Source organism: Rhizobium sp. BK491, from assembly GCF_014194925.1.
In the GTDB taxonomy this organism is placed as follows: domain Bacteria; phylum Pseudomonadota; class Alphaproteobacteria; order Rhizobiales; family Rhizobiaceae; genus Rhizobium.
Genome location: NZ_JACIAR010000003.1, coordinates 232,155 through 258,343, shown reverse-complemented (window position 1 = coordinate 258,343; position 26,189 = coordinate 232,155). Strand labels below are relative to the sequence as shown.

At 59.9% G+C, this 26,189-nt stretch carries 20 protein-coding genes and 1 pseudogene; 12 read left to right on the top strand and 9 right to left on the bottom strand.

The window, feature by feature from the left end; genetic code table 11:
* The 4 genes from FHX05_RS15580 to FHX05_RS15565 form a co-directional block, all read right to left on the bottom strand.
* Positions 1-5,721 carry a YadA-like family protein gene (locus FHX05_RS15580; protein ID WP_246698961.1) on the bottom strand — a complete coding sequence of 1,907 codons (5,721 nt, stop codon included), beginning with the start codon at positions 5,719-5,721 and terminating at the stop codon, positions 1-3.
* Positions 5,722-5,822: 101 nt separating this feature from the next.
* Positions 5,823-6,242: a hypothetical protein gene (locus FHX05_RS15575; protein ID WP_183872793.1), complete on the bottom strand. Its 420-nt coding sequence runs from the start codon at positions 6,240-6,242 to the stop codon at positions 5,823-5,825.
* Positions 6,243-6,583: 341 nt separating this feature from the next.
* Positions 6,584-7,468, bottom strand: coding sequence for an AraC family transcriptional regulator (locus FHX05_RS15570; protein ID WP_112337104.1), 885 nt, complete (start codon positions 7,466-7,468; stop codon positions 6,584-6,586).
* A 309-nt stretch (positions 7,469-7,777) separates the two neighbouring features.
* Positions 7,778-7,975, bottom strand: coding sequence for a hypothetical protein (locus FHX05_RS15565; protein WP_112603088.1), 198 nt, complete (start codon positions 7,973-7,975; stop codon positions 7,778-7,780).
* Between the two features lie 556 nt (positions 7,976-8,531).
* Here FHX05_RS15565 and FHX05_RS30395 point away from each other — a divergent pair.
* A pseudogene (locus FHX05_RS30395) lies at positions 8,532-8,633 on the top strand (DUF488 family protein); the annotation flags it as partial.
* A 61-nt stretch (positions 8,634-8,694) separates the two neighbouring features.
* Here FHX05_RS30395 and FHX05_RS15555 read toward each other — a convergent pair.
* The gene (locus tag FHX05_RS15555) at positions 8,695-9,816 is read right to left on the bottom strand and encodes an HPP family protein (protein ID WP_183872789.1); all 1,122 of its coding nucleotides are present in this window, start codon (positions 9,814-9,816) and stop codon (positions 8,695-8,697) included.
* Between the two features lie 12 nt (positions 9,817-9,828).
* Complete coding sequence (locus tag FHX05_RS15550) at positions 9,829-10,773, bottom strand: LysR family transcriptional regulator (RefSeq protein ID WP_183872787.1); 945 nt, start codon at positions 10,771-10,773, stop codon at positions 9,829-9,831.
* 111 nt (positions 10,774-10,884) lie between these two features.
* On the opposite strand from FHX05_RS15550, the gene FHX05_RS15545 reads away from it, so the two are divergent.
* Positions 10,885-11,568, top strand: coding sequence for a 5-formyltetrahydrofolate cyclo-ligase (locus tag FHX05_RS15545; protein ID WP_183872785.1), 684 nt, complete (start codon positions 10,885-10,887; stop codon positions 11,566-11,568).
* Between the two features lie 74 nt (positions 11,569-11,642).
* Here the strand turns inward: FHX05_RS15545 and FHX05_RS15540 are convergent, their stop codons facing one another.
* Complete coding sequence (locus tag FHX05_RS15540; RefSeq protein ID WP_183872783.1) at positions 11,643-12,788, bottom strand: ROK family protein; 1,146 nt, start codon at positions 12,786-12,788, stop codon at positions 11,643-11,645.
* A 199-nt stretch (positions 12,789-12,987) separates the two neighbouring features.
* Between FHX05_RS15540 and FHX05_RS15535 the strand changes: the two genes are divergently transcribed.
* The 5 genes from FHX05_RS15535 to FHX05_RS15515 all read left to right on the top strand — a co-directional run bounded on the left by FHX05_RS15535 (position 12,988) and on the right by FHX05_RS15515 (position 19,457).
* Entirely contained in the window at positions 12,988-14,265 is a 1,278-nt protein-coding gene (locus FHX05_RS15535; RefSeq protein ID WP_183872781.1) for an ABC transporter substrate-binding protein, read from the top strand.
* A gap of 115 nt (positions 14,266-14,380) precedes the next feature.
* Complete coding sequence (locus FHX05_RS15530; RefSeq protein ID WP_112337111.1) at positions 14,381-15,256, top strand: sugar ABC transporter permease; 876 nt, start codon at positions 14,381-14,383, stop codon at positions 15,254-15,256.
* Positions 15,256-16,107 (top strand): carbohydrate ABC transporter permease, encoded by an 852-nt coding sequence (locus tag FHX05_RS15525; protein ID WP_112337112.1) that lies wholly within the window; start codon positions 15,256-15,258, stop codon positions 16,105-16,107. The genes FHX05_RS15530 and FHX05_RS15525 overlap by 1 nt, the downstream gene beginning before the upstream one ends.
* Before the next feature lie 39 nt (positions 16,108-16,146).
* Positions 16,147-17,298: an ABC transporter ATP-binding protein gene (locus tag FHX05_RS15520; RefSeq protein ID WP_183872779.1), complete on the top strand. Its 1,152-nt coding sequence runs from the start codon at positions 16,147-16,149 to the stop codon at positions 17,296-17,298.
* Positions 17,299-17,315: 17 nt separating this feature from the next.
* Entirely contained in the window at positions 17,316-19,457 is a 2,142-nt protein-coding gene (locus tag FHX05_RS15515) for a beta-galactosidase (protein ID WP_183872777.1), read from the top strand.
* Between the two features lie 58 nt (positions 19,458-19,515).
* Here FHX05_RS15515 and FHX05_RS15510 read toward each other — a convergent pair whose 3' ends face one another.
* Complete coding sequence (locus FHX05_RS15510; RefSeq protein ID WP_015342384.1) at positions 19,516-19,998, bottom strand: Lrp/AsnC family transcriptional regulator; 483 nt, start codon at positions 19,996-19,998, stop codon at positions 19,516-19,518.
* A 172-nt stretch (positions 19,999-20,170) separates the two neighbouring features.
* On the opposite strand from FHX05_RS15510, the gene FHX05_RS15505 reads away from it, so the two are divergent.
* The 5 genes from FHX05_RS15505 (at position 20,171) to FHX05_RS15485 (ending at position 24,186) form a co-directional block, all read left to right on the top strand.
* On the top strand, positions 20,171-20,950 hold the full coding sequence (locus tag FHX05_RS15505) for an ATP-binding cassette domain-containing protein (RefSeq protein WP_183872775.1): 780 nt from the start codon (positions 20,171-20,173) through the stop codon (positions 20,948-20,950).
* Between the two features lie 42 nt (positions 20,951-20,992).
* A complete protein-coding gene (locus FHX05_RS15500; protein WP_112603068.1) occupies positions 20,993-21,766 on the top strand; it encodes a transporter substrate-binding domain-containing protein in 774 nt (257 codons plus the stop codon).
* A gap of 12 nt (positions 21,767-21,778) precedes the next feature.
* Positions 21,779-22,504, top strand: a complete 726-nt coding sequence (locus FHX05_RS15495) for an ABC transporter permease subunit (protein ID WP_112603066.1) — start codon at positions 21,779-21,781, stop codon at positions 22,502-22,504.
* Between the two features lie 11 nt (positions 22,505-22,515).
* The gene (locus FHX05_RS15490) at positions 22,516-23,205 is read left to right on the top strand and encodes an ABC transporter permease (protein ID WP_112603064.1); all 690 of its coding nucleotides are present in this window, start codon (positions 22,516-22,518) and stop codon (positions 23,203-23,205) included.
* Between the two features lie 63 nt (positions 23,206-23,268).
* Positions 23,269-24,186: a homocysteine S-methyltransferase family protein gene (locus FHX05_RS15485; protein ID WP_183872773.1), complete on the top strand. Its 918-nt coding sequence runs from the start codon at positions 23,269-23,271 to the stop codon at positions 24,184-24,186.
* Positions 24,187-24,249: 63 nt separating this feature from the next.
* Here FHX05_RS15485 and FHX05_RS15480 read toward each other — a convergent pair whose 3' ends face one another.
* Positions 24,250-25,935, bottom strand: a complete 1,686-nt coding sequence (locus FHX05_RS15480; RefSeq protein WP_183872771.1) for a Na/Pi cotransporter family protein — start codon at positions 25,933-25,935, stop codon at positions 24,250-24,252.
* Positions 25,936-26,189 lie beyond the last annotated feature (254 nt).

Below are 26,189 nucleotides of genomic sequence, written 5' to 3'. Positions count from 1 at the left end.
TCAATTCAGAGTGAAGCTGACGCCAGCGCCGACACCCACGTGTCCGCCGGCGGCCGTACCGGACAAATTCGCCCGGACGCGGCCGTTCTCGCTGGTGTAACCGGCGCCGAAGGCCACCGCGCCCTCGCCTCGCCAGACACCGCCACCGAGAGCCACGCTCGCCTTGCCCGGACGGTCATCATAACGAAGCGATGCCGCTGCAAGTCCGATTGCGGCCGCCTGCCTTGCCTCGGAACGGACGTCCCCAAGTTCCTGGTTCAGCTGGCCGAATTTCTGGTCCGTATAGTTGTTGGCGGAGGCCAGCGTGGTGGCGGCAGCCGTATCCGTATAGGATTTGACCTGAGTGATGCTGTCACCCAACTGGGCAACGTTCACCGCATCCGTGGGAGCGACACCCTTGCCGACGTTGGAAATGACCACCGGTGCGTTCACATCACCGCCCTGCAGCGTGATGCTGTTCTTCTTGCTGCCATCAGGATTGAGGTCATAGGTAACGGCGTTCTTGGTGATCGTTCCGACACCGGTCTGCAAGCTGTCGATCGCCTGATTGGTCGCATAAAGCTGCGATCCGTTGATGGCGTCGGTGCTGTCGGAAGAAATACGGCCGGCAGCGACGTTCGTGATGGTTCTTTCAGCTCCTTGAGAACCCACACTCACCGTTCCGACAGGCGCGGTGCCGGCAAAGTCGTAGTGCGTGCCTTGAAGGGTCGTGCCGGATGTGCCGACAGCAGCCTGTGTTGTGGAACCGGAGCCCAAGGCCACATCATTGGCATTGTTGGCCTGCGCACCCTGGCCGAGGGCAACCGCACCCTGCCCCGTCGCCGCAGATCCAAGTCCTGCCGCAAGGCTGCTCACGCCGCTGGCGACACTCTGCGGACCGATCGCAACGCTATCGGTGCCGCTGGCGGTGGAATCCGCCAGCGTCGAGTTGGCGTGGAAATACTTGATGCCGCCGCCACTGGTGATGTTGGTCAATGTGTTATTGACCGCGCCGAAGGCATCGTAGACCGTGGTGTAGTTGTTGCCCTGGACATTATAGGTCGGGCCGGTGATCGAGCCATCCGGATTGACCGTCGTGCCGCCGCCGATCAGGTTGGTGATGTTGGTGCCGAGACCCTTGAGCTGGCTGACGTTGACGGCGTCGGTGTTTGCCGAACCAGCTGCCAGATTGGTGAGCTTGCGCTCCGATCCGGCCGAGCCGATCGACACCTCGCCGACGGAGGTTTGCGGGCCCGTCAGGGCAAAGCCGGTATAGCCGGCTTGAGCACCCACGGTCGTTACCGATTGCGCGCCGAGCGCGACACTGTTGATATTGTTTGCCTGCGCGCCGGCGCCCAATGCGACCGACTGCACGCCCGCCGCCAGCGAGTTTGTGCCGAGGGCTACGCCGTCGGCCAGCATGACATGGGCATTCTGGCCGACGGCCGTGCCGCCAGGCGCGACCTGATCGACGACCGCGCCGTTGCCGATGCCGATGCCGTTGTCGCCGTTGACCACGGTGGTCGGGCCGACCGCCACCGATTCCGCACCGACCGCAAGGGAGTCGCCTGCCGCCGAGTTGGCATGGAAGTACTTGCTTGGGGTCGTCGCTACCGAAGCGATGGCGCCCTGAAGCTGGCGAACGGTGACGGCGTCCTGCGCGTTGGTGCCGTCGGCAACATTGATGATCTGTCGATAGGCCGTGCTCGAACCGACCGAAACCGCGCCCAGCAGCGTTTTATCCGTCGTGTTGTATTGGATGAAGTTCGTCGGGCCGGCCGCGATCTGGCCGCTGGTGGGTGCCAGGGGACGATCGGAAACCGAGTCGGAACCGAGGGCGACCCCGCCTTGGATGGTGGCCTGGCTTTGTCTTCCAAGTGCCAGGGCATCGCCTGCCGCAGCGGTCGCGTTATAGCCGACGGCTGTGGAACCGACACCCTGAGCCGAGGAATCGCTGACGGCAAGCGTGCTGTCATTGGTGCGCACATACCGGATGCCCTTACCGTTGGCATCGGTATAGGTCGTCGATGTGTCGCCGGCGATGTTGTTGATCGTATTGCCGAGATTGGTCAGGTTGCCGTTGATGGTGGTGACCGTCGTGTTGAGACTGTCGACCGCCTGGTTGGTGGCAAAGAGCTGCGAGCCGTTGACCGCGTCTGTCGAGCCGCCGTTGAGCTGGCCGGCGGCGACATTCTGGATCTGGCGCTCGGCGCCCGCCGAACCGACCGAGAAGGCGCCCGCCGGAGTTGTGCCGGCAAAGGTGTAGGCGGTACCGCCGATTGTTGCGCCCGAGACCGCCGTCGTCGCACCCGATGCCGAATTCAGACCTATGGCCACATCACCGGCATTGTTGGCGACCGCATTCGGGCCGACGGCAACCGAATCCGTCCCGAGGGCTTGGGAATCCGGCAAGGTGGAATTGGCATGGAAATATTTGATGCCGCCACCGGTGTTGATGTTGTTGACGATATTGCTGAGATTGGTGATGCCTGTCGTGTTCAGGTCAACCTGCTGATTGGTCGCAAAGAGCTGCGAGCCATTGACGGCGTCCGTCGAACCGTTGTTGAGCCGGCCCGCCGCGACATTGGTGATGGTGCGCTCGGCACCCACCGCGCCGACGCTGACCGTCGAGGCCGGTGTTGTGCCGGCGAAGTTATAGGTGTTGCCGCCGATCGTGGTGCTGGGGGTGCCGACCGCGACAGCGGTCACCGAGCCCGAGCCGAGCGCCACGTCGCCTGCGTTGTTGGCGACGGAAAGGGCGCCCAACGCGAGGGCGTTCTGAGCGCCGGCGCTCGCTCCTGCGCCGAGAGCGCTCGCTTGAACACCGGTCGCAAACGCATTCTGGCCGATTGCGGTGCTAGATGTCGCCGTCGCATTGGCATTGGGGCCAATGGCGGTGCTGTAGTCGCCCGTCGCCTTCGAGATGTATCCCAACGCCGCTGCGTCGAGGCCGGAAGCAGTCGCGCTGTTGCCGGCCGCGATGGCGTTTGCGCCCGCCGCCGTCGAGAGAGGTCCGATCGCAACCGATTCCGCGCCCGTCGCCGATGAATCCGCCGCCGTCGAATTGGCATGGAAATACTTGATGCCGCCGCCCGTATTGATGTTGTTGACCGTCGTACCGATCGCGTCGACGGCCTGGTTGGTGGCGAAGAGCTGCGAACCGTTGACGGCGTCGGTGGATGAGCCGCTGATCCGGCCCGCCGCGACGTTGGTGATGGTGCGCTCGGCACCAACAGCGCCGACACTCACCGTCGAAGACGGGTTGGTGCCCTGGTAGGCGTAGGTCGTGCCGTTGACTACCCCGCTGGCGGTGCCGACCGCTGCGGCGGTCACCGAGCCCGAGCCGAGCGCTACGTCGCCCGCGTTACCCGCAGCAGCGTTGGCGCCGAGCGCGAGGGCACTCGCGCCGCTGGCACTGGCGTTGACGCCAAGAGCGGTGGACTGAGCGGCAGTTGCAAATGCATTCTGGCCGATCGCGGTGCTGGATGTCGCCGTCGCATTGGCATTGGGGCCCATGGCAGTGCTGAAGTCACCCGTGGCCTTGGCTATGTATCCAAACGCGGCCGAGTCGAGGCCGGAGGCACCCGAAGCGTTGCCCGCCGCAATGGCATTCGCCCCCGACGCGACCGAGAGAGGTCCGATCGCCACGGATTCCGCGCCCGTCGCCGACGAATCCGCCGCCGTCGAATTGGCATGGAAATACTTGATGCCGCCGCCCGTATTGATGTTGTTGACCGTCGTACCGATGGCATCGACCGCCTGATTGGTGGCAAAGAGCTGCGAACCGTTGATGGCGTCGGTGGATGAGCCGCTGATCCGGCCCGCCGCGACGTTGGTGATGGTGCGCTCGGCACCAACAGCGCCGACACTCACCGTCGAAGACGGGTTGGTGCCCTGGTAGGCGTAGGTCGTGCCGTTGACCACCCCACTGGCGGTGCCGACCGCCGCGGCGGTCACCGAGCCCGAGCCGAGGGCCACGTCGCCGGAGCTTGCCGCCGCCGTCGCGCCGTTACCGAGTGCGACATTGCCGACGAAACCGGAGGCACCTGCCGTGGAACCGTTGCCGAGCGCAACCGAACCCTGGCCGATCGCCTTGTTGTTATTACCGATCGCCACCGCGCCGGGTGCCTGGTTGGCGGCGGTGGCGCTTGCCGTGCCGTCGCTGTTGGCGATGTTGTTGGCACCGCCGGTGAAGGCACCCGTGCCGCTCGCATAGCTCGGATCACCGATCGCGACCGCGCCGTTGCCATAAGCGGTGTTGCCGGAGCCGATGGAGACGGCCTTGCCGCCGGTCGCAACCGCATTGTTACCCATGGCGACCGCTTCGGCCGCATCCGCCTTGGCATTCGGGCCTACGGCGATCGCCGATGCGGCGGATGCGATGGCGCTCTGGCCAATGGCCGTGGCGCCGGTACCGCTGGCAGCCGCCTGGTAGCCTGCAGCGAGCGATTGACTTGCACTGGCTACCGTGCCGATGCCGAGTGCGGTACTGCCGGCACCGCTGGAGTTGGCGCTGACGCCGGCTGCCAGAGAGTTGTTCCCCGTCGCCTGCGCTCCAGATCCATATGAGGAGGCGTTCGTGCCGCTGGCGACCGCCTGGCGTCCTGTAGCGGTGGAATTGTCGCCGCTGGCGTTGCTACCGGCGCCCACGGCAGTCGATAAAACACCACCAGAATTTGCATTGTTGCCGAGCGCGACGCCGGAAGTCGCGGTGCTGGCAACGATTGAGCCCGAGCCGATCGCAACGCCACCACCAGCGGCGAGCGCTTGCGCCTGGTTACCCAAGGCAACGCCGAAAGCCCCCGACGCAACGGTGGTTGGGCCAATTGCAAGCGAGTTGGTTCCTGATGCGGCAGCATTCGTGCCGAGAGCGATGGTGTCCGTGTTGGAGGCCTGGGCCAGATAACCCATGGCGGAACCTCTTAGGGCGGAAGCCGCTGCCCCATTGCCGATCGCAGTAGTTTGATTTGCCGTTGCGGCGGCCGACGTGCCGAAAGCGCTGGATCCTGTCCCCGTCGCAGACGAACTCGAACCAACGGCATTCGCCCATGCTCCCGTGGCCGTCGCAGCGGAGCCTAACGCAACAGACTCGAACGTGAAGCCGGAAGGAGCGGTGCCGCTTGCATTGGCATTCGTACCAATGGCAATGGGAGAACCGCCACCCGTTCCAGCGTTTGCCTTGGAGCCGGCCCCCATGGCGATGGCAGAACCGTTTGCAGACGAGGCGTTGGACGATAGTCCGATCGCCACCGAGGCACCACCTGAAGAGGTGGCCGCGGAGCCGAAAGCGACGCCGTTCGCCCCGCTTGCAGTGGTGTTGACACCAAAGGCCGATGCACCGCTCGCCAGCGCGCGGGCGTTCCCGCCCACGGCAAGAGCATTGGTGCCGGTCGCGTTCGCGAAGACACCCATGCCAATGGCGTTGAGGCCATTGACAGCCATCGAATAGCCGATGGCGATCGAAGCGTTGCCAGTAGCACTGTTAGAGGTGCCCAACGCCACGCTCTCCAAGCCATTCGCTTGGGTACCGTTGCCGATGGCAACTGCGTTGGCGGCTGACGCCGTTCCGCCGCCGGCCTGATATTGCGCCTGCGCCGGCGCGGAAAGGCCGAGCGCGGCGAGCGCGGCGAGGCCGCCGATCACGCCTGCCGAACGCAAGCTCCCGCCGGCGCCTAACGAGCCGGGGCCTATGTCCTTGCGGCGCATCCCGAGCACGCGAGACGCCATCCGCAGTACAGCCATCAGGCGGCGCCGGAGCGACCGATCGGTGCGATCGGCTGAAACAAAGCTTCCAGCCAATCCTATGCGAGATTTAGTCTGCAGATGTTCCCCAACGCATTCCCTCATGCTGCCTTCTCCTCGCTGCTATCTGGACGAGCGAGCACGCGTGAACCCGCATCTGCGGCTGCGTCGTCGTTGAAATTATGCGCTTGCAGAAGCGCGCGACCCATTTTGGCGGCTTGGCTTTCGAGCTGCTCGCGGACGGTATCGACCCACGGCTGCGTCAACTCCGGAACGGAATACAAGGCGGCATCCGCCCGTTCGTGGGGAAGCTTCATCGTCACCAGGGCGCGGCAGACATCGAAATGGAATAGCGGCTCCCCTTCTCCGTAAGCCGGAGAGGTCAAACCGAAGACCAGGCAGGCAAATAGATAATCGACCTCCGCGCCGCTCAAGCGGCTGGCATAGCGGTCTTGCAAGGCAGTCCAGGCTACCTCGATCTTCGGAGCAAAGATTTCAAATTCAGGGAATTGAATGTCCATACCGCACCGGATAGTTACCGTGCGGGAAGATGGCCTTATTTCAGCGCAAGCGTATTTTATAAAATTCCGGATTTTTTTTAGAAAATTACGGTTTTTTGCCTAGCCGGCTGCGGGTGTAGCCACTTTGCCACACTTAACCTTAGGCTGTTCTGTACGAAGAGGCGAACCGCCGGACGATAAGCACCAAGCGGTTCTTTCCATTCCGAAAAATCTCTTCTGCCGCATGAGCGGAAGACGCCCATCCCCGCCATACATCTCTCGCGTGGACGCGGGAAATAGCGAATTTGGGAATACTCGAATTGGTTTGGGACAGAAGCGGGCTTGCGTTCAAGCCCATGCGGTTATCGCATATATCGAAGCTCTGTAGGCGTGCGTCCCCGGTATCTCTTCATCGTCGTCGCCAAATGGCTTTGATCCGAAAACCCTGCCATATAGGCAATTTCCGCGATCGCGATTTCACCTTCGGCCAGCAATTTTTCGGCGAGGTCCAGGCGCAGATTTATGAGGTAGCGGTGTGGCGGCATGCCGAAGGTCTTGGCGAATCTTACGATGAAATGATTGGGTGAAATGCCGGCGACAGCCGCCAGTTCCGCGACATGAACCTTTTCCGTAAAATGTTCACGGAGATACTCTTCAACGCGACGGGCGCTTTTGGCGGAGAGCCCTCCCCTTGGCGACGGAAGCTGTTTCATATTGCTTGCATAGTTGCGGATGAGATGGGTACTAAAGAGCGTAACCAATGAATCCAGAAAGAGTTCATTCGGAGTTGCCTTCCCGGTTAATTCGACAGAAATCCTCTGCGCAATATCGAGCGCGATCGGATCGACGGTTCCGAAGGCAGGTGGCCGGAGTTCTACGTTCGCGAGATCGAACTCCTGAAGCGCCAGCTCCGACAGAGTGTCCGGAGGAATGGCGACGACAAGATTTTTCCTGGTTTCGGACCAGGCAAGGCTGCTATCCACACCGGCGGGATTGATGATGAGGCAACCGACAGGCGCATCATATTGGGTGATTCGGTCGCTGCCGAGAGAGGCTCGCAAGCCGCGCATGGGAGCCAGTACAATCCCCATCGCATGCTCTTTGGCGAGAAATGTCTGCGATCCGGGATTGCGTACGGAATTGATAACGCTCCCGCGGGCGGTCGTCTTTCTCGGCCCTGCATGTTCAGGGATTATATCGAACACATATCGTTCGGCCCGTTCCCGGACCTCACCCGCATAGCCCATTCTTCATCGCCCCGCCCGAACGAAGTCCTGCAAATACTAACAGGCAGATCAGATCCCACTTTCATTTGAGATCTCATTTCCCAACTCTGCCCGCCGCTTGCCGCCGCAAGCAGCTTATTGCGGAAGATTAAATAGTATAAATCGCCAAGTTTGGAAGGGGAGATAGCCATATAGCTAAGAAAGGGTATGCCATCAGACCATTTCTTCTTATAGTTGAGATTAGATCTATTTCAAACCAGCTAAACGTGCAGTCAAATTTTAAGCCATATTTCCCTTAAAAGTAGGAAAAATACTGCGATCTGTTCGACCTTAGGTTTTGCCCCGGCCTTTTTCATATAGATCCCATGCAACGTCCACCATCGCCAGAAGCACGTCTTTTTGGTTCCATCCCGCCGCTGTTGCAGCTTGAACAATTTCACTGACAATAGGCTGCAATTGGCGTTGGCACTCGCTTGAGAGGTCCTCCGCACTTCCTTGAGGTGGCTCGCTAAATTTGAATTCTACCATTCTCACTCTCGCAGTCGTAATATATGTCAGCTATCACATTCCCAACGCAAAATAAATCTGAAAGGAAGCTCGGGGATTTTCAAGAGCCAACATCAAATCACACTATCGTTATGCTGCAAGCAAGGCAAACTTCATTACAGTCATTAACTCTATATCATTGGGCAACTCCCCGACCGAAGCATAATAGATACAAGAAAAGCGGAAGTTATTCTGCGGCCCAGACAAGGGACTTCAAAACACCCCGGCAAATCTCTATTGCTCATCGACCGCCAGAAACAGCCATAAATAAAGCCGCAGCATTGCGGTGATGACGATTGATCCAGGCCGCCACGATCGGATGCAGCCACGTCAACCAATCCGCGAACATCTGTCGTCGAGATCAAGCGCGCGCCCAACGCTATGCGTCCGATGGATTAAGGTGAACTGCGAATCGCTGGCAATTATGCCGCGCCGCGACAGGTAAGATGCAAAGCCGCGGGTCTCCGGATCATTGGCCAAGCCCTGCAGACTGATGTTATCATCGGCTGCCGTCGTCCGCCGCGGAAAGGCGGTGAATATGTCTCTACGGATCAAGCGAATTTACGAACCCGCGGACGGCGGCGGCAAGCGTATCCTGGTCGACCGCTTATGGCCTCGCGACATCAGCAAGAGCGAGGCCGGCGGTGTTACGCCGCGTCAGGTGCAGCGTTCGATGGTAGCGATAACTGTCTCCACCGTATTCAGATGACCACCCGCGCCGGAATGTCCTTCTTCGGCAGGAGCCGCGCCATGGCGCTCAAAAGATCCGTCTGCGATATCAGACCGAGGACGCGCTGGTCGGCATCGACGACGATGACCGCATGCGTTCGTCCGTCCGTCAGAACGGGCAACAACGACAAAGCGGGATCGGCAGCATCGGCAACCGCCGGCTTCGATACGGCGTGCACGATAGTGTCGAGGCCTGCCGAGAGCTCGCGCAACCCGACCGTACCGATGAGGCGACCCTCCCGGTCCTTCACCGGCAAGGTGCGAATATTGTGTTTCAGCAGAAGTTGCCGAGCGTGCTCCGGCCCTGCGTGCTCGTCAATGGCGATGACATCGCGCGACATGATGTCGGCGCAGCTTATATCTCCATGCGATCGTATCGCTGCCTGCAATTCGACCTGCCGCAGAAGGCGGCTGAGGTCGGCGCGATCAATATCGAAGGTCTCGTCAAGCACGCCCAGGGCAGCATCGACGTCCTCCTCACGAAAGCCTACCCGCAAAGGCGGCGGCAGATCGCGCGTCTGATGGGTGTTTTCGGCTGGCTTGGCGACGACATGCGGATAGTTGCGCCTGGAGAGCTTGTGAAACACCAGGCCGAGGCCGACGAGTATGCAGGAATTCAAGGCAACCGGTACGAAGGGAAACAGAAAGCCCCAGCCCGCAACGACCGGGCCGCCGAGAACGGCGGTCAGCGCGGCCGCGCCGCCCGGCGGATGCAGGCATCGCGTAAATGACATGGCTCCTATCGCAAGCGAGACGCCGACCCCGATCGCGATGATCGGTTCGTGGATCAGATAGGCCGCGATAATACCCATCATGGCCGAAATAGTATTGCCGCCGATGATCGACCACGGCTGGGCGAGCGGACTTGCCGGAACCGCGAAAAGCAGCACTGCGGACGCTCCCATCGGCGCGACGATCAGCGGAAGATGCGGCCCCTGCCCGAAGAGGTAACCGCTGATGACCCCCGTAAGGCCAATGCCGATCAAGGCGCCAAGGCAGGCGATCAGCCGTTCGCGCAAGGTGGCTCCGGCGAGGGTCGGGGAAAACAGGCGGAACCGGCTGGAACCGGCCTTGTGGGGCTCTGAATTCTGCACGATGGAACCAGTTTAAGGAAGAATCTCTCGAGGATGAACGGCAGGACGCCGGCTAGCTCGGCAACGCGGCACGCTCTTTCCCTTAGTGGCGCCGAGGACTTCATGAAACGCATCGAAGGAACTCGGGCGATAGGTTTTGCGAGAGATCAGAACCGTATCGACGACGGCAAGCTGATGCGTCGCCGACGGCGCCGGCCAGTGCATGAGATCGAGAACCGACCTTGGCATGACGCCTGCCGCATTGCCGGTCGCTACACTGGCCAGGATGGCATGATAGGAACCAAGTTCGGTCGTCGGCAAAGCGCTCGACCTGCGTGCCCAGCCCTCTGCAATCCTGCGATAAGTGCATCCGGGCTCCAAAGCGGCAATCGATCCGACCCGCAAATCGGCGGCGGATCGGATCGCAGGATGGCCGGAGGGCAATAACAGCAGCAGATCCTCGACAAATACCGGTTCGGCTTCGAGCTGCCTGAGTTCGTCCGCGAAATCTGGATCCTCATCCAGCATCGCTTTCGGCGGCCGGGCGATCAGCGCGCAATCCAACACATCGCGCAGAACATCTCGGGCAAGATCTCGGGAAGCGCCAAGCGTCAGTTGGAGCGCCACATCCGGCCACATATGATTGAACCGGCTGAGCGCCGCGGGCAGCCGGCTTGCCGCCGTGCTTTCCATCGTTCCCAAGCGCAAGGTGCCTGTTGGGCGCCGAGGCCTGACCGCCTGGCGTGCCTCAAGAGCAAGCGCCGAAAGACGATTGGCATAGACGTGGAACGTCTCGCCCTCTTTTGTCAGCGTCATCTTCTTGCCGTCGCGGCTGAAGAGCAGGACGCCGAGGTCGTCCTCCAACTGCTGGATGCGCGTCGTCACGTTCGACGGCACGCGTCCGACGGCCTTCGCAGCCTTGGTCACACTGCGATCGCTCGCGACCGCCAGAAATATTTCGATCGATGAAAGGTCCAACGAAAAGATCTCGATTCAGGAATTAAGCTGCCTTATCATTCCGTATATAAAAATCATTCCCGCAGCTCAAGCATGTTTGGGCGTCCTGCCCAGAACGGAAAAATTGAACGGATGACAAAATCAGATCGACACGAAACCAATGGAAAAATCCGCGAATATGCGTCGCCCGCCTGCACGCTGCACGAGGTCGACCCGGCTTATAGCGGCATCGCGCTCGACGAGGACCGGATCTCGGATATTTTCGCGTGGCGAAAGATGCGGCGGCAACGATTGATCGACGACCGAAAGGCACTGCCATTCGCGAAGCGTGAAGATTATACGCGCTCGATTGCAGCGCATCTCGATCAGGTCGTCGCCGATGTTGACGGAAAGCATATCAGCCTGTTTTGGCCATTCCTGGGAGAGCCGGACCTTAGAGGATGGATGGCAGCCGCAACGGCGCGCGGCGCAGATTGCCTGTTGCCCGTGGTCGTGGCGAAGGCAACCCCGCTAGTATTCCGATCCTGGAAAATGGGAGAGAGGCTTGAACGCGGGGTATGGAACATTCCTGTACCCGCGGAAGGCAAGGAAGCCATTCCTGATATCGTCATCGCGCCATTGGTCGGCTTCGATCCCTATTGCTACCGTCTTGGCTATGGGGGTGGTTTTTTCGATAGAACCCTCGCCGCTCTCGAGCGCAAGCCTTTGGTCATCGGCGTCGGCTTCGAATCGCAGGCGATCGACACCATCCGTCCGCTCGCTCACGACATTCCGATGGATGTGATCATCACGCAAACGGGACGGCGCTATCGATGAGATGCGAGCCGGATGCCGATGGTCAATTTTCCTGACGGCGCGAGGCGCATATGCGGATCATGCGCAGAGCAGCATCATTCAACATCCAGATCAAAGAAGTGCTGGGTCGCAAGGGCGGCAGCCCCCCGCGCCCACGAACCTGGCACCCAGTCAGGAAGTAATTCCGGCGTATTCAAGAAGACATATTTCGCCATCGAACGCCGTATCGGCTCGAGAATCGCTTCGCCGAACTGCATGGCTTCGCCGCCGGCAATGAGAACCTCGGGATCGAACAGGTTCACCAGATCGGCCAGATGGCGCCCGATCAGCTCGCCGGCTTCCGCCATGACTTGGAGAGCCGCCGGATCGCCCCCATCGATCGCGGCTGCGAATTCGTCGCGATTGGCCTTTGCGCCTCTCTGTCGGCCCCAGTCCTCGATCATCGCAGCCTCGGCTGTGTGAGCCTGGAGGCAACCCCGTCTCCCGCATTCGCAAAGTCGGCCGCCGGGTACCGTAATGACGTGACCGAGCTTTCCGGCCAAGCCATGGCTTCCGTGATAGATCTCTCCTCCCATGACCAGCGAAGACCCGACACCGGTACCGACGGCGATCGTCGCGAAATTGCTGTAGTTGCGGCCCGCACCGAAGAGCCGCTGCGCGACGGTGAAGGCGCTGATGTCGTCGTCGATCCAGACCGGGACATGGACCCGTTCACGCAGCAATTCGGGAAAGGCAAGATTGCGCCAGCCAAAGCGCGGGCTCTGGACGCAGATGCCGTTGACCGCATCCACCTCGCCGGGGATGGAAACGCCGACGCCCATAACAGGCGATCCGGTGCGGCCGGCATCGGCAAGAAGTTTCGGGATCGCCGCCACAATCGCCTCGACCATCGTTTCCGGCCGTGTGTCCGACACAGGCATATCGAAAGAGGCGATCGGCATCGTGGCGAGATCGGTGAGAACACAGTCAATGCTGTCGTGGCGAAGCTTGAAACCGACAGCCAGGTGGCCATCGTAATTGATATCGACCGGCACGGGCCGCCGTCCCGTCGCACCCGTCTGTGCTTTTCCCTCGATGACGAGCCTCTCGTCGATCAATTCCGTGACTACGAAAGTCACGGCCGCGGGGCTAAGGCCCGTCACGGTGGCGATTTCGGCACGCGGCATCGCCCCCCGATTTCTGAGCAGGTTGAGGATGAGCCGCCGATTAAGGGCTCGGGAAGTACCAGGGTTGCCGCGCACGATGATCCTTAAATTAATTTTGTAAATTAACTATTGTCGCTTCTCGGAAGATACGGTATGCAATAGCACATGGCAATGGAGGAATGTCTGCTTGTATCAGCACAAGCGGAATTGCCGGTTTATTGCGTAATTTCTGAAGGTTAGCGGCTGCCCATATCTGTGGGCGGGCCTGGATTTGATGTGCCTAGGGAGGAAATAGATGGCATCGAAGAACGAACTTTCACTCGCCAATGCAATCAAGGCGTCTCGGCGCCAGTTCATGATCGGCACGGGGGTCGCCTTGGCGACCACGGCGCTTTATCGCCCGGCAATTGCCAATGGCGGCGAGGTGACGATCATTTCGGATATCGGCAATGCTGGACAGCGGGCCGTCCTTGACCGCATCGCGGCTGATTTTACCAAGAAGACCGGGACGAAAGTCACCATCAACAATATGGATCACGAGGCCCACAAGACGGCCATCCGTAGCTATCTCGTTGTCGGCGCTCCCGATGTCTGCTTCTGGTTCTCCGGCAATCGAATGAAGGCTTTTGTCGATCGCGGACTGTTCGACGACATTTCCGACCTGTTTGCCAAGGAAGGCTATAGCGACAAGCTCGGTGCCACGATGACAGCAGTTACCGTCAACGGCAAGCAGTACGGTCTGCCGCTCGGCGGCATTCTTTGGGGTCTTTTCTATCGCAAGGACGTCTTTGCCGAGAAGGGCTGGACAGCGCCGAAGAACTGGGACGAGTTCCTGAAATTCGGCGACGCGGCGAAATCCGCCGGCATGACGCCGATCAGCATGGGTACGAAGGAACTCTGGCCGACCGGAGGCTGGTTCGACCACATGAACCTGCGCATCAACGGTCTCAACAAGCACCTCGCCCTGATGGAGGGCAAGATCCCCTATACCGACCCGATGCTGAAGCCGGTCTTCGACAAATGGGAAGAGCTCATCAAGGCCAATTTCTTCTCCGCAAGCGCACCGTCGTTCGGCTGGGAACAGGCCGGGGCGGCATTGGCGCAGAAGAAGGCTGCAATGATGGACCTCGGAGGCTTCATCAAATCCGCCTTCCCGGCAAGCGACGAAGGTCAGATCGCCTTCGCTCCCTTCCCGGAAATCGTCCCCGGCGTCGAACGTTATGAGGACTTCTCGGTCAACTCGGTGCACATCCCCGCCAAGGCGAAGAACCGACAAGGTGCGCGTGATTTCCTGGCTCACTTCTATCAGCCTGACAATCTCGGCGCATTCCTCGAAGCCGAAGGCACCATTCCGCCACGCAACGATTGCCCGCCAAGCAAGGACCCCCTGGTCAATATCGCCGTGGAATCGCTCAAGAGCGTGAAGGGAACGTCGCAATATTACGACCGCGATACCGATCCGGACATGGCGCAGGACGGTGTAAAGGGCTTCCAGGAATTCATGGTCAAGCCGGAGCGGCGCGACCAGATCCTGGCACGACTCGAAAAGACCCGCGCGCGCATTTTCAAATAGTCCTCCCGGACCAGGGCGCGGCGGGGCGTCGGCTTACACGACGTCCCGTCGCGCCTCTCTTGAAGAATCGCGCTTCCAGAAATGTCCTGAATTATCGAACCAAGAAGTCTGAGCCATGTGGAAAAAACACAGGAACTGGCTGACGCCCGTCCTCTTCATTGTGCCTGGATGCATCCTGTTCGGAACGATCATCATCGCTTCTTCCGTGGAATCGATCTGGATTTCGTTTTTCGATTGGGATGGCGTCGGGCAGAAGAGCTGGGTGGGATTGGCAAACTATTCCGAACTCTTTGCCGATCAGCAATTCTACGTCTCGCTGAAGAACAACATCATCTGGCTCGTCATGTTCATGGCGGCACCGCCGCTCGGGTTGGCGCTGGCGCTGCTCGTCAACCAGCAGATCGCTGGCATGCGAATCTTGAAGTCGCTTTTCTTCATTCCGCTGGTGCTCGCCACGGTCACGGTCGGCGTCGTGTTCGGCTGGGTCTATGATCCGAATTACGGACTCCTTGCGCTCATCTTCAGTCTCTTTGGAGCGACGGCGCCTGCCCTGCTTGCCGATGAGCATTTCGTGACCTTCGCCGTGGTTATCGCCGCGCTCTGGCCGCAGATCGCCTTCTGCATGGTGCTTTTTCTCGCCGGTCTTAACAATCTGAGCTCCGACATCATCGGCGCCGGGCGCGTCGACGGAGCCCGTGGCTGGAACATGCTCTGGCACGTCGTCCTGCCGCAATTGCGCCAGGTGGGTTTCATTGCCCTTGCCGTAACGGTGGTCGGCGCCTTGCGATCCTTCGACATGATCGCGGTGATGACATCGGGCGGCCCCTTCGGTTCATCGGAAGTGCTGGCCTATCAGATGTACGAGCAGTCAATCTTCTCCTATCGCTTCGGCTACGGCGCTGCCATCGCCACTGTCCTCTTTGCAATCATGATCGTTTTCATCACCTGGTATCTGCGCGTCATGGTGCGCATGGAACGGGAGACACGCTGATGTATCCTCGCCCAATCCCTGAAGAAAAGCCCGCGCTTCGCGGCCTTTATGCCGGCTTCGTCGGCCTGATCCTCATACTTTGGCTGCTGCCGCTCGTTGCCGTCATGCTGACGGCGGCCAAGACGGCTGATGAAATCATGGCCGGCAAATACTGGACGTGGCCCGAGCATTTCAATCTCGTCGAGAATTTCCAGGCGGTTTTCCAGCAGACCAACATGTGGGGCTATTTCATCAACAGCCTCATCATCACCCTGCCCTCGGTGCTGCTGGTTCTCGTATTCTCGACCCTGACGGGCTATGTGCTCGCCCGCTATAATTTCCGGGGCAACGCCCTGCTCTTCTCACTCTTTGTCGGCGGCAACTTCCTGCCAGCCCAGATCATGATGATCCCGGTGCGCGATCTCATGGTTTCGGTCGGCCTATACGATACCTATTTCGCGCTGATCATCTTCCATGTCGCCTTCCAAACCGGTTTTGCGACCCTGTTCATGCGCAACTTCATTGCGGCTTTGCCGGACGAATTGTTCCAGGCAGCGCGTGCGGAAGGCGCCTCCCCCTGGCAGACGATGCGCCATGTCGTCATACCACTGATGCGGCCTGCCCTTGCCGCGCTTGCGATCCTGATCTTCACCTTCGTCTGGAACGATTATTTCTGGGCAATCGTGCTGACGCAAAGCGATGTCGTCAAACCGGTGACGGCGGGCCTCAACAACCTCAGGGGCGAATGGACATCCGCTTGGAACATCGTGGCGGCAGCAACCCTGTTCGTCGCCGTCCCGCCGGTCCTGATGTTCTTCCTGATGCAAAAGCATTTCATCGCGGGCCTGACCATGGGCGCCGTCAAGGGCTGACATGTCCCGCACCGCGCGAACAGATTTGGAGTATCATTCATGAGCCATGTACAGCTGATCGACATCGACAAACATTACGGCGGCTACCACGCCCTGCGTTCGATCAATCTTTCCGTCGACAAAGGTGAATTCATCGTCATGGTCGGCCCGTCGGGTTGCGGCAAGTCTACCACCCTGAAGACGATTGCCGGGCTCGAAAACATCAGTTCGGGCGAGATCTGGATCAACGGCCGCAACGTCACGCGCGAGGAGCCAGGCGATCGCGGCATTGCGATGGTCTTCCAGTCCTATGCGCTTTATCCGCATATGACGGTCGCCGAGAACATGGGCTTCGGCCTGAAGATGGCGAAGCGGCCGCAGGTCGAAATCGACGCTGCCGTCAAGCGGGCCGCTGATATCCTCCGAATATCGGACCAGCTCGACAAGCGCCCGAAGCAGCTTTCGGGCGGCCAGCGCCAGCGCGTCGCCATCGGCCGCGCCATCACCCGCGCGCCGGAAGTCTTCCTCTTCGACGAACCGCTCTCCAATCTCGATGCGGCATTGCGCACGCAGATGCGCGTCGAGCTTTCGACGCTGCACCAGCAGCTCGGCTCGACGATGATCTATGTGACGCACGATCAGGTCGAGGCGATGACCATGGCGAGCCGCATCATCGTGTTCAACAAGGGGATCATCGAGCAGGAAGGCGCGCCGCTCAATCTCTATCACAATCCGGCGAACCAATTCGTCGCTGGCTTCCTCGGCGCGCCGCGGATCAATTTCATCAATGCGAAGCTCGTTTCCCTTCGTGACGGTGTAGCTGAAGTCGCACTCGAAGGCGGCAACACGACGGTCCTCGTTCCCGTAGCAGACGTCGGCGATCTTAAGGCTGAGTCCCATCTCATCCTCGGCGTTCGGCCGGAATCGCTGAAGATCGGCCCCTCCACCGAGGATGTCGCTATCTCCTTGGACGGCAAGGTCCGCCTTGTCGAGCAGCTCGGACGCGAAACCATTCTCTACGTCGATGCGGGTCCGTTCGCAACGATCGGCTCGGAAAGCGGCACGCGCAATTTCACCGTTCAGCTCGGCAACGCGACCGGCTTTTCGGCTGGCGAGCAGATCAAACTGTCCGCCGCCACATCCTCCCTCTACCTCTTCGGTCCTGATGGCAGAACCCTCAGCCGACCGAAACCCACCATCGCCTCTCTGTAAAGAAAGCTTATGATCTCATGAAAGTTTTGGAAAGAAAGCCGCTCTCGGTCTGGCGGACGCTCAACCTCGACGGCTTCATGGTCGGTGTGCCGCATTATCCCGAACATGTCGACGAGAGCTATTGGGACCGCGATGCCGAACGTATGGCGGCTGCCGGTTTCAATACCGTTCGCATGGCGGAATTCGCCTGGCATATCATGGAGCCGCATGAGGATCACTTCGATTTCTCGCTCTTCGACAAGGCGATCGCCGGCCTGGCCAAGCACGGCATCAAGACCATTCTCTGCACCCCGACGGCAACGCCGCCCCGCTGGCTGACGGCAAAATATCCGGAAGTCCTGCGCGTCGATGCAAACGGCAGAGAGGCAAGCCACGGATCGCGCCAGCATTGCGATACGACGAGCCCGGTGCTGCGGCGGCACAGCCAGCGTATTACCCGTGCGATGGCCGAGCACTATTGCGACAATCCTGATGTCATCGGCTGGCAGACGGACAATGAGCTCAATACGACGACTTCCGAAAGCTACTCGCCATCCGCGCTCATCGAGTTCCAGAAGTTCTGCCGCGCGAAGTATGGCACGATCGAAGCCCTGAACTTTGCCTGGGGCGGCGATTTCTGGGCGACGGCCTATCAGACCTTCGACCAGATCGTCTTCCCGCAACCGATGAATCCGTCCTTCTCCAGCCCCGGTCACGTGCAGGACTATCATCGCTTCCTCGCCTTCGCGACAGCTCTCTTCCAGCACGATCAGGTGGAAATCCTGCGGGCGACCAATCCGGCATGGTTCATCTTCCACAATCTGGGCGGCCTTGTGGACATCGATTTCCGCGGCCAGTTCGGCCAGGATCTCGATTTCATCGGCTTCGATATCTACCCGTTCCTCTATGACGAGATGCGCCGCGGCGGCGGTCATGCGGTCACGCAGGCCTTCCATCTCGACCAATGCCGCGCCTATTCCGGCAATTTCATCGTTCCGGAACAGGCGTCCGGCCTCGGCAGTCAGCCGGGCTTCTCCTCATCCGTGCCGGAGCCCGGCGAGATGCGCCGCATGGCGATGACTTCGGTGTCGCGCGGCGCGGACGGCCTTATGTTTTTCCGCTGGCGGCCGGCGCATTTCGGCGCCGAGATCTACTGGAACGGTATTATCGATCACGATGATGTTCCGCGCCGCCGTTACGAGGAAGCAACACGATTCGCATCCGACATCCGCAAGATCGAGGGCAAGCTGCTTGGCACGACCGTCCGCATGGATATTGCCATCGCCGGCGCGGATTTCGACAATCAGGAAGCCTACAAGACCTATGCGATCGGCCTGCCAAGCCCGATGCAGGATGCAGCCCATCTGCACCGCGCATGCTATCAGGCCGGTATTGCCTGCGGCTTCATCCATCCGGAAGATGATCTCTCACGCATCAAGGCGCTCTATGTTCCCCATTGGGTCATGTGGAAGGAAGAGTGGTCGGCAGCGGTGGAAAAGTTCGTCGCCAACGGCGGCACGCTCATCCTGTCGGCAATGACAGGCACCCGCGATGACAACAACCACATCATCCGCACCCAGGCGCCGGGCACCGCGCTTTCCAAGCTTTCCGGCGTCAGCGTCTACGAATTCGGACCAGTCTCCGCTCCGGGGGCGGATGGGTTGTTCAGCGGTTTCCGCGAGGGCGGCATCGGCAGCCATCAGCCATCCCCGCGTCCGCCGGCATCCTCGGCCTCACGCAAATATGCCTATACGATCGGCAATCGTCAGCTTGAGGCCGGGCACCTTTACGAGAAGCTGGAAACGACCGCAGATACCGAGATCGTCGGCCGCTGGTCCGACCGCTTCCTGGAAGGAACGCCGATGCTGACGCGCCGCCGGCATGGCAACGGGCAGGTCTATTATCTCGGCACCTACCTCACCGCGCCGCTCGCAGAGGTCATCGGGGAGATTCTCGTCAGCAACGGCGTTGCCGCACCGCTGGTAGAGAACCTGCCTGCCGGTGTCGAAGTGTCGCTGCGCGAGAGCAATGACAGGAAGCTACTGTTCGTGCTCAATACGGAGCATGAAACGAAAATCGTCGACCTGCCTGCAGGGACTGACCTGCTGACCGGCAGGACGATATCGGGACGGAGCGAGCTTCAAGGCTACGGCGTGCTTGTGATCGAGCAATCCGTCTGACACGATCCTTAAAGCCCGGCGCCGAGGGTGAAGCCTCGGCGCTGCGGCTCGGCCTCGATCAGCCTGCCTCGTCACCGTTTGCCAGCGGCACGAACAATCCGAGCTTGACGTCGCGCAGCACCACATTCGTATGCATGCGCCGGATCTGCGGATTCTCCGCCATGATTACGGCGGCGATATCATCATAATGCTCGACATCCCGCGCAGTGACGATCGCGATGAGATCGACAGCGCCCGTGACATAATAGACTTGCTGGATATGGTCCTGCTTTTCCGCCCAAAGGCGGAATTTCGCAAGCGCATCGTAATTGTCCCGCTCGATCTCCATGCCGACGATGAACACCATCGGCGTCCCGGTCGCCTTGCGATCGACAACTGCGATTTCCGCCTTGATGATACCGTCCTCACGCAGCCGTTTCAGGCGCCGTTGCACCGCTGACGTCGAAAGCCCGACCTCCTCGGCGATCGCTTCGGCCGTGAGCTGGCAATTGCGCTGGACGATATCGAGAATATCGCGATCAAAACGATCCGGACTTTCCATTTCCCTACCCCTTTATGCGCGATGAAACCAGGCGACGACATCTCTATTCCATCATAAAAGATGCACAAGAAATACATTTTTGCTTTTTTTATGCAAATTGATCGGAAATTGCGCGCAAATTCGGCTGGTCTTCGCGATATTCTCCGCAAATTGTTTTTCATCGGAATTATATATGACAGAGCTGCCCTCCCAGGCTCTTTGTGTGGAAGATCTCCACAAGAGCTTTGGGTCACATCAGATTCTCAAGGGCGTTTCAACCACCGCCAAACAAGGGGATGTGATTTCCATCATCGGCTCGTCCGGCTCCGGGAAAAGCACGTTCCTGCGGTGCATAAACCTGCTTGAGATGCCCGATCGCGGCCGCATCGTCGTCAACGGCGAGGAAGTCGCTCTGAAGCAGGGGCGCCATGGACAGATGCAGCCGAAAAGCTGGCGCCAGATCGAACGCATGCGCAGCGGATTGGGCATGGTGTTCCAGAGCTTCAATCTCTGGGCTCACATGACCGTCCTCGAAAATATCATCGAGGCGCCGGTGCATGTCCTTAGCGTTCCTCGCCGCGAGGCGATTGAGAAGGCAGAGGCTCTTCTCAATAAAGTCGGGCTTTACGACAAGCGCGATGCCTATCCCGCCTTTCTCTCCGGGGGACAGCAGCAAAGAGCCGCGATTGCCCGCGCGCTTTGCATCGATCCGGCCGTGATGCTCTTCGACGAGCCGACATCGGCGCTCGATCCCGAACTGGTCGGCGAAGTCCTCAAGGTCATCCGCGATCTCGCCGAGGAGGGCCGAACCATGCTGCTGGTCACCCACGAGATGCGTTTTGCCCGAGACGTCTCGAACCATGTTCTCTTCCTGCATCAGGGACGGATCGAGGAGGAAGGTCCGCCCCGGCAGATCTTCGACGCCCCGATCAGCACCCGCTGCCGAGAATTTACCGGCATGCTGACGACCTGATCCACTCCAATTCGCAGACAACACATTAGGAGAATCCCATATATGAGACTGGTTTCCACATTATTCGCCGGACTGGCCTTCGCGCTTTCCTCGATGACAGCGCAGGCCGAGGTTCGCTTCGGCATCATGAACGAATCCTATCCGCCCTTCTTCGCCAAGGACGCCTCCGGCAAATGGCAGGGCTGGGAAATCGACATGATGGACGCCGTCTGCAAGCAGATGAAAGAGAAATGCTCGATCGTCGAGCTTTCCTGGGATGGTCTCATCCCGGCGCTTCAGAGCAAGAAATTCGATGTGATCTGGTCATCGATGTCGAACACGGCGGAGCGCTCGAAGATCATCGACTTCACCGACAAATATTATAATACACCCAGCACGCTGATCGGCCCCAAGGACCAAAAGACTGGCGCCACGGCAGACGACGTCAAGGGCAAGACCATCGGCATCCAGGTGTCGACCATCCAGTCGGAATATTACAAGAAGTACTTCGCCAAGGTCGCGGATGAGAAGACCTACCAGACGCTCGACGAGGCGTTTCAGGATCTCGCTGCAGGGCGCATCGACTATGTCTTCGGCGATTCCCTTGCGCTTGACGCCTTCCTGAAAAGCGAAAGCGGCAAGGATTGCTGCGCCAAGATGGGTGACGTCGCCGACGACAAGGAAGTCCTCGGAGCCGGCGTTTCCGGCGGCCTTCGCAAGGAAGACACCGAGCTGAAGGCAAAGCTCAACGCGGCAATCGCCGCGGTGCGCGCCAGCGGAAAATACGACGAAATCACCAAAAAGTATTTCAGCTTCGATATCTACGGCGCCAAATAAACGATCGCGACGATGGCGACTTCCTCACAAGGCATTCTGGACCTGCTCTCCCCCTATCCTCCCGGATGGGGTGGAGTGCTCTTGACCGGGGCTGCCTCCACGGTCGCCATCTCCGCCGGCGCTTTTCTGATAGGCCTCTTGCTCGGCACAGGCGGAGCATTGGGCAAGCTCTCGGGCATCAGGCCGCTCCGGCTACTGCTCGAACTCTATACGACCGCCGTCCGCGCCGTTCCGGAGCTGATCCTGATCGTCGGCCTCTATTACGCGGGCATGGATGGCCTCAATCGGCTCCTCGCCGCGCTCAATCTGCCGGCCTTCGAGTTGAACGGCTTTGCGGTCGCGGTCGCCGTACTCGGTTTCGTGCAAGGCGCCTATATGACGGAAGTGCTGCGTGGCGCGATCCTGGCGATCCCCGTCGGCCAGATCGAGGCAGCAAAGGCATTCGGCATGGGTGCACGCCTGCGCTTCCGCCGCATCATTCTGCCCGCCTTGCTGCCCAATGCCCTGCCCGGCCTTGCCAATCTCTGGATGTCCGTCACCAAGGATAGCGCTCTCGTCGCGGTGGTCGGCTACCAGGAACTAGCTCTCGCCACGCGTCTCGCCGGCGCTAGCACCAAGCATTACTTCATCTTTTTCCTGGCATCCGCCCTCATCTATCTCGCCCTCACACTCGTCTCGAATGCCATATTCAATCTGGTCGAGCGGCGAGTGCGGCGCGGCCAGCCGAAGCTCGCGTGAGGAGTGCCGGCATGACCTTTTCATGGATATCCGTCTATTGGCCGCTTCTGTTGACGGGAGCCGTGCAGACGCTGTCGCTGCTTGCGATCTCCGTCGTCTTCGGCTTTGTGATCGCCATCGGCCTCGCCTTCGCCCAGATCAGCGGCGGCCCCATCCTGCGAAGCCTTGCCCGTGGTTATTGCACCTTCTTCCGGGGCACGCCGCTGCTGATACAGCTCTGGCTGCTTTACTATGGGGTCGGCTCTCTTCTGCCGATGATTCCGGGTATACGTCAGAGTCTGTTCTGGCCGATCCTGCGCGAAGGTTTCTTCTTCGCGGCCGTCAGTTTCACGCTCAACTATGCGGCCTATGAGGCGGAGGTTTTGCGCGGCGCATTGCTTGCCGTTCCGAAAGGCGAACTGGAAGCCGGACGCGCATTCGGCATGCGACCCTTCACGCTGACGCGGCGCATCTGGCTGCCGCGGGCCATTCGCATCGCACTGCCGACGATCGGCGGCGAAATCGTCATGCAGCTAAAGGCCACTCCGCTCGCCTTCACCGTCACCGTGATGGATCTCTACGCCGTTGCCACAAAAGTTCGCCAGGACACCCTGCTGGTCTACGAACCGCTTGTTGTCGTCACCGTCTTCTATCTCATCATCACAGCCATCATCGCGCGAAGCTTCCGTTTCCTGGAAGCGCAGGTGCCGGTGCGGCGCTAACCCACGGCACGAAGGAGAGATCAAACCTCTCCGCTGATCCGAACCATTCTGGAGATCCCATTCATGAGCAAACCCTTGATCCTCGACGGCGGCATGAGCCGCGAACTGCTGCGTCTCGGCGCGGAACTGAAGCAGCCGGAATGGTCGGCGCTCGCGCTCGTCGATTCGCCGGAGATTGTCCGGCAGGTGCATGACGAATTCATCGCCGCCGGCTCGGACGTTGTGACCACCAACAGCTACGCGCTCGTCCCCTTCCACATTGGCGAGGAGCGGTTCTGGAAGGAAGGCGCCGATCTCATCGCGCTTTCCGGACAGCTGGCTCGCGACGCCGCCGATGCCTGCAAGGATCGAAAAATCCTGGTCGCCGGCTCGCTGCCGCCCATCTTCGGCTCTTATGAGCCGCAGAATTTCGATCCGTCACGCGTTCAGGACTATCTCAAGGTTCTGGTAGAAAACCTCGATCCTTATGTCGATGTCTGGCTCGGGGAAACCCTCAGCCTGATCGCAGAGGGAGAGGCGGTTCGGGCCGCGGTCGCCGAAACCGGCAAGCCGTATTGGATCTCCTTCACACTGGCCGACGATGCCGCGCAAAGAAATGGCGCCTCGCCCAAGCTCCGATCCGGCGAAGCCGTCGAGGATGCGGCTCGCTGGGCCGCATCATCCGGTGCCGACGCGCTTCTTTTCAACTGCAGCAAACCGGAGGTCATGCGAGAGGCCGTCGATGTCGCAGCGGAGGTTTTCAAGCAGAGCGGCCATAATCTGCAGATCGGCGTCTATGCCAATGCCTTCGAAGGTGAACAAGGCGAGTTGGCCGCCAATGAAGGCCTTCACGCGACCCGGCAAGATCTGAATGACGACGCCTATTCGCGCTTTGCCTGTTCATGGGTCGATGCCGGCGCAACGATGGTAGGCGGTTGCTGCGGGATTGGCGCCGGGCATATTCATCGGCTGAAGAAGGCTCTCCTTACTCAAAGCGTATAGCAAGAGCCGCCACGAACATTGATCCGCAAGGCGATCGCTGGCCATAGGACCGAGATAGATCTTTTAGTCATGCACCGTTGCTGCGGCCTGCGGAGCTGGGCCTGGAGTCCGGCTTTGCAGGAGTTCGCCGCGCTCCTCCAGAACGGGATAGGCGGCAGCGGCGACCAGATGGGAATTGATCTGTTTGAGATCGCGTAGCAGGTCGAGGTGAAGAGAACTGGTCTCGACGGTCTCGATCCCGCCTTGCCGCAGGCGTTGGAAATGAGCCTCTGTACCCTCGCGTTCCGCTTTGCGAAAGATAACCTTCTCCTCCGCCAGCATGCGAGCGGTGCTCTCGTTTTGGGTCATGAGCAAGGCCGACGTCGTGCGCAGGTTCGTCTGCAATCGATCGAACAGCCGCGCCAATTCAAGTTGGCCCTCCTTCGAGAAGTTCAGACCCCGGCGCAGACGTTTGGCCAGATGCGGCAAGAGGTTCTGATCGAGAACGTCGCCGGCGTGTTCCATATTCATCGAGAACAGCAGGATCTCGTTCAAGCGTCGTCTGTCGGCCTCGCCGAGTTCATCGGGATCGATCGAGGTGAGATAGGTCTTTACGGCCGCATTCAGACTGTCGAGGATATTGTCCAGCGACCGCAATCGCGTCAGCGCCTTTCGATCCGTAGCCGATAGGGCAGCTTTGGCGCCGGCGAGCATTTCGGAGAGGACATCGACCAATCTCAATGCCTCCCGTGCTGCTGCGCCAAGCGCGACGACAGGCGTCTCCTTGGCAGCCGGGTCGAGATATCGGGGACGCGTCGGATCGGCCTCGTCAATCTTCCGCGGCAGCAATTTGGTCAGGAGATCGGCATAGGGCCGCAATAGCGGCATGAACACCATGGCCAAAACGACGTTGAAGGCGGTATGAAAATTGGCGACGGCGCGGGCGCTATCGCTATCCACCAGCGCCGACAGGCGCGTGACCGGTTCGAGAAAGCCAATCAGCGCGGCGACGCCGACAATGCGTGTCATCATATTGCCGATGGGTAGGCGTTTCACCGATAGATCGGTCCCCGATTGCCCTTCGATGAGCGGATTGATCGCGGTTCCGAGATTGGCGCCGAGAACGAGCGCAAAAGCCTGGTCGACATCGACAAGACCCTTGCTCGCGAGAGACATGATTAGCAGAACGACGGCCACGCTGGAATGGGCGGCCCATGTCAGAATAGCGGCAAGGAGCATGCTCAGCACCGGCGTCGCGGCAATCGCATCGAGGACGTATGCAAGCGCCGTCGATCCCTCATACTGAGTCATCAGGTCGAGAAGTTGATGCAGCGCCAGAAGCATGAAGCCAAGCCCGACCATAACCCGGCCAAGATCGTGCACGCGTGAATTCCCGGTTCGGCGGAACATCAGCACGCCGATCAGGATCAGCGCCGGGGAAGCCGCCGCGACATTGAAAGACAACACCTGGACGATCAGGGTCGTGCCAACATTGGCTCCCAGCATGACGGCAAGCGCCGGCACGAGATCCACCAGGCCGCCGGCCGCGAAGCCGGAAGCCATCAGGCCGGTTGCCGTGCTGCTCTGCAGGATGGCAGTGACACCGATCCCGGCAAAAAACGCCTTGGTGCGATTGCTAAGCGCGCGGCCCAGAAAAGACCGCAGATCAGGTCCGAAGGCGCGCTGAATGCCGGTCTGGACCATACGCGTGCCCCAGAGCAGAAGGGCGATGTGGCCGGCCAGAGCAACGAGGCCGAGGATAAGCGCCATAATGGTCCTCCATAAGCCTGCGATCTCTCCCGAGACAAGCGCTGGGAATCAAGATTGCAGATTGTAAACTTTCATTAGCCGACTATGTTCTTTGTCTTTGCACCTTTTGCAAGGGCGGATTGTCATAAAACTGTTATTGTAATATTTTTTCATTTAAAATCAGCAAGATAAACCGACACAGATACGATTGCCCCACTATGACGAATAAGCGCCTTACCGGAAAAGATCGGTCCAAAAACGACGGTTTCTATCCA